The following is a 2,132-nucleotide window of genomic DNA, read 5'->3' on the forward strand; positions in this document are numbered from 1 at the left end:
GTGGATACGATATTCGTTTCGCCGGCTGCCTTGAGCAGCGAATTCGCGTAGATCGGCACCACGGCGGTGGACAGCAGCACGAACGCGGAATTGCCGACATCGTAGACGATCCATTTCTTTTCGCGGGAGGTCATGCGGCGTGCGCCGGACGGCGTTGGTTCCATGCTGTGCGGCTGTGCGGATGCGGTCACAATGGCTCTTTTCGTCTTTTGGCGGACGTTGGTCCGCCATGGGCATATGCTTTCACACATCGTAGGGGAACTTGCTGGAAACCGCGCTTATGCGACATGAACTGCGGGTGAACGCGCGTGCGGTGGCACGTTGCGCTTCGTGCTGTGTTGGTGGCGGGGAAGTGGTGCGAGTCGTTGGCGGCGCCGGAAGCGGATCGGACGGTGGTGCGGGAAGCGTGGGAAAGGATCGTGAACGATGTGATGCCGCATGTGCTTGCTGCTGTGTTTGGATAATAAGTTGGATGCGCTGCAGCGGGTTATGCCGGAATGAGGCGCGTAATGAGCGAAAGTGCCGCAAAACCACCGCAATATGGGGAATCGCGCGCAGCCCTTGTCCACAAGGTTTGCGATTGGCCGGGGCTGGTTGTATAGTTGAGAAGTTGTGTGTTCTGCCATGCATCGATTTGTGTGACCCGAACATGCAGACTTGCAAGTCAATAGTAATTTATAGGGAGTCCATTATGGCAGCTCGTTGCGCAGTGTGCGGCAAGGGACCGCAGACCGGTTACACCGTTTCGCACTCACATATTCGCAATAAGCGCACCTTCCGCCCGAACCTGCAGCCGGTTCGCACCACCATCAACGGCGAGAACGTTCGCGTTCGCGTCTGCGTGAAGTGCATCAAGGCTGGCAAGGTCCAGCGCGTCGAAGCGTGAATCGCGAAATAACGGCTTGAAACCCCGGTGATCCATTGAGGATTCCGGGGTTTTGCTGTATGTGTGTGTGGTTCGCTGTATCTGTGGGGATTTCGGGACCGGCATAATTCGGGGAATGGCGGCAATCCACGCCACGGCCGTTGATTGATTTGCCGGCGGTGGCGCGCGGTAGCGCGCGGCGGCGCAAAATATGGGCGCAGCCGGATGACGCATGCGCGCAATCGTGTCAGAGCGGCTGGGCGGGCGTGGCATAGTTGGCTGTGGCCGTCGATTTGTCGGGGAAAATGACCTTCGTGCATCATGTGCGCAATAGCGGGGATTTCAGCCATCCCGGCAATCACCGGTTTGTGCCACAATGAGATGCTATGAGCACCACATTGGAAACACCGATTTCTTCCTTCGAAACGAATCGCCGGCGCGTCGGCGCGTTGAAATCGCTGGGTGTGCTCTCCGTCGGCGATGCGCTGACCTATTATCCGTTCCGCGTCACCGACCCGATTCCCGCGAGATCGCTGCGCGAGGCGAAAATCGGGGAGAAGATGACGTTCGCCGCACATGTGCGCGAGGCGCGCGCGTTCCCGATGGCGCGGCGCGGATTCCGTCTGATCGTCAACGTCGATGATACCGATTTCGCACGGAGCCATCATATGAACGGGGCATCGGCGGTATTGGTGTTCTTCTCCTACCGCAAGTCCTACGTCGATTGGATGCAGCGGCGATTGCATGCCGGCGCGCTGGCGGTCATTTCCGGGGAACCCAGCGTGTACAACGACCAATTGCAGTTCACCCATCCCGATATCCTGACGGTCAATCCGGCATCCGCTTGGCAGGGTGAATCGGGCGATGCGGAAGACGCTGCGCAAAGCGGGGAATGGGATGACGGTTTCGGCGTGGGACTTTCGCGTGCCGCATACACCGACGTATGGCCCGCGTCGGATGGCGGTCTCAAATTTGACGCGCAAACGGTGGACGAGGCACTTCGCCGCGCATGCAGGCCGCGTCCGGTGTACCATGCCAGTTCACGGATTTCCAGCGAGCATATCCACGACGAGGTGCTGAAATGCATGGATATGCTGCGAGGGGAGGACTACCTCGCGAAGCGTGCCGAACTGATGGTGGATGAGCGGGAAAACGGGGAATTCGATGTGCCCCGGATCGATCGCGAAACACAGACGAAGGCGCTGGCCGGCGCGATTCCGGACATCATTCCCGAGACGTTGCGCGAGCAACATGGATTGATGCACCG

Annotated in this window: 1 protein-coding gene and 2 pseudogenes; 2 read left to right on the forward strand and 1 reads right to left on the reverse strand. The window is 59.2% G+C overall.

Annotated elements, in window-relative coordinates; genetic code table 11:
- A pseudogene (locus tag B3C64_RS05645) lies at nucleotides 1-164 on the reverse strand (MFS transporter); the annotation flags it as partial.
- A gap of 527 nt (nucleotides 165-691) precedes the next feature.
- On the opposite strand from B3C64_RS05645, the gene rpmB reads away from it, so the two are divergent.
- Both rpmB and B3C64_RS05655 read left to right on the forward strand, forming a co-directional pair.
- Nucleotides 692-886, forward strand: a complete 195-nt coding sequence (gene rpmB, locus B3C64_RS05650) for a 50S ribosomal protein L28 (RefSeq protein WP_291534326.1) — start codon at nucleotides 692-694, stop codon at nucleotides 884-886.
- Between the two features lie 365 nt (nucleotides 887-1,251).
- A pseudogene (locus B3C64_RS05655) lies at nucleotides 1,252-2,132 on the forward strand (ATP-dependent DNA helicase RecG); the annotation flags it as partial.

This window comes from Bifidobacterium sp. UBA6881, from assembly GCA_002451435.1.
In the GTDB taxonomy this organism is placed as follows: Bacteria; Actinomycetota; Actinomycetes; order Actinomycetales; family Bifidobacteriaceae; genus Bifidobacterium.